General features: G+C 76.1%; 2 protein-coding genes. Both read left to right on the forward strand.

Annotated features, from left to right (window positions below):
- Window positions 1-258 precede the first annotated feature (258 nt).
- A complete protein-coding gene (locus tag HZS56_RS37655) occupies window positions 259-972 on the forward strand; it encodes a pyrimidine reductase family protein (RefSeq protein WP_216725302.1) in 714 nt (237 codons plus the stop codon).
- 226 nt (window positions 973-1,198) lie between these two features.
- Window positions 1,199-1,672, forward strand: coding sequence for an indole-3-glycerol phosphate synthase (locus HZS56_RS37660; protein WP_216725301.1), 474 nt, complete (start codon window positions 1,199-1,201; stop codon window positions 1,670-1,672).
- The last annotated feature ends 178 nt before the right edge of the window (window positions 1,673-1,850 follow it).

The following is a 1,850-nucleotide window of genomic DNA, read 5'->3' on the forward strand; positions in this document are numbered from 1 at the left end:
GGCCCGACCGGGCGGGCGGTCGGGCCGACGCCCCGTCCCGCGGCCGGCCGGGACCCCGGCCCGAAACCCGTCTCGAGCCCCCGCTCCGCCCCGACCGGGACCGGCTCCCGGCCCGGCTCCGGCTCCGGTTCCGAATCCGAACCCGGCTCCGGTTTCGGATTCGACTCAGGTTCCGATTCCGGCTCCGGAGCCGGCTCGGGTTACGGGTCCGGGCCCGGACCGGGGCCCGAGCCGGACACGACCGACCGGGAGTGGAGCCTGGCCGAGCTGGCGGCGGCCTACGCCTACCCGGCCCCGGACGGGCGGCGGCAGACGTGGCTGCGGGCCAACATGGTGTCCACCCTCGACGGCGCCGCCCAGCACGACGGCCGCTCCCAGCCCATCTCCAGCGCGGCCGACATGCGCGTCTTCGGCACCCTGCGCGCGCTGGCGGACGTGGTGATCGCGGGCGCCGAGACCGTACGGCAGGAGGGGTACCGTCCGGCACGTGCGCGCGCCGAGTTCGCCGAGGCCCGGCGGGCGGCCGGGCAGGGACCCGTTCCCGCGGTCGCGGTGGTCAGCGCGAGTCTGGAGCTGGACTTCTCCCTGCCGCTGTTCACCGCCCCGGCCGTGCCGACCCTGATCCTGACCGGCGCCGCCGCGGCCCCGGACCGGATCGCGGCCGCCGAGCGGGCCGGCGCCCGGGTGGTGACCGCCGGTGACGGCGTCGGCGTGGATCCCGCCCGTGCCCTGCGGGAACTGGCCGGGCTCGGCCACACCCGGCTGCTGACCGAGGGCGGTCCGCGGCTCCTCGGGCAGTTCGTCACGGCCGGAGTGCTGGACGAGCTGTGCCTGACCGTGTCCCCGATGCTCACCGCCGGGGACGCCCAGCGGATCGCGGGCGGGCCCTCGGTGGAGGTGCCGCGGCGGTTCGCACTGGTGTCCCTTCTGGAGGAGGAAGGTTTCCTCTTCAGCCGCTACCGGCGCGACTGAGGCCGTCCACGGGCCGGGCGGGCAGTCCCCTTCCGGACGACCGGACAGGGGTTCGGTCGGTACCGCACATCCGGGAATCGGCGGAATCTTCCGTTCCGTTTAGTCCGCGCCGGGCACACTGATTCCGGCAGTACCCGTGCGATCACGGGGCAGGATGGTTTCCGCAGGGTCCGGCACGGCCTACGGAGGGTGGGTCCGCGGGCCCTCGAAGGAGAAGGGGCGCCTGGTGTTCACAAGCGTTTTGATGATCGAGAAGGCCCTGACGTCCGCCGACGTGGAGTTCGTCACCACCTTGCACGGGGAGGAGGCGGTCGCCTTCCACGTGCTGCTCCAGCCGCGAGGCGACCAGGCAGACCGGCTGCTGCGGGCCATCGACGACGTAGCACTCGGCGAGCTCGACGACGCCGTGCGGGAGAACGAGACCCCCGAGGGCGACGACGCGGAGAGCGTCGGCCGGCGGGCACTGGAGGTGTCCCTCACCGCCCTGCGCGCGTCCGGGGCCGAGGCCGGGGGCCGGCTGATCGAGGACCACCCGCTGGACGAGCTGAAGTCCCTGGTCCTGGAGATCGGCGCGGACGAGGTGATCGTCCTGACCGACCCCCACTACGTGGAGGAGTTCTTCCACCGGGACTGGGCCTCCCGGGCCCGGCACAAGGTCGGCGTACCGGTCCTGAAACTGTTCTCCCACAGCAAGGCATAGGCTGGGGCCGCGCCCCCGCCGAGGGGCGCGGCCCGGGGGGGGGGGGGCCCCCCCCCCCCCCCCCCCCCCCCCCCCCCCCCCCCCCCCCCCCCCCCCCCCCCCCCCCCGCCGCCCCCCCGCGGGGGGGGGCCGCCCCCCCCCGCCCCCCCCCCCCCCCCCCCCCCCCCCGGGACCTGGT

The organism is Streptomyces mayonensis (assembly GCF_018982965.1).
Classification (GTDB): domain Bacteria; phylum Actinomycetota; class Actinomycetes; order Streptomycetales; family Streptomycetaceae; genus Streptomyces; species Streptomyces mayonensis.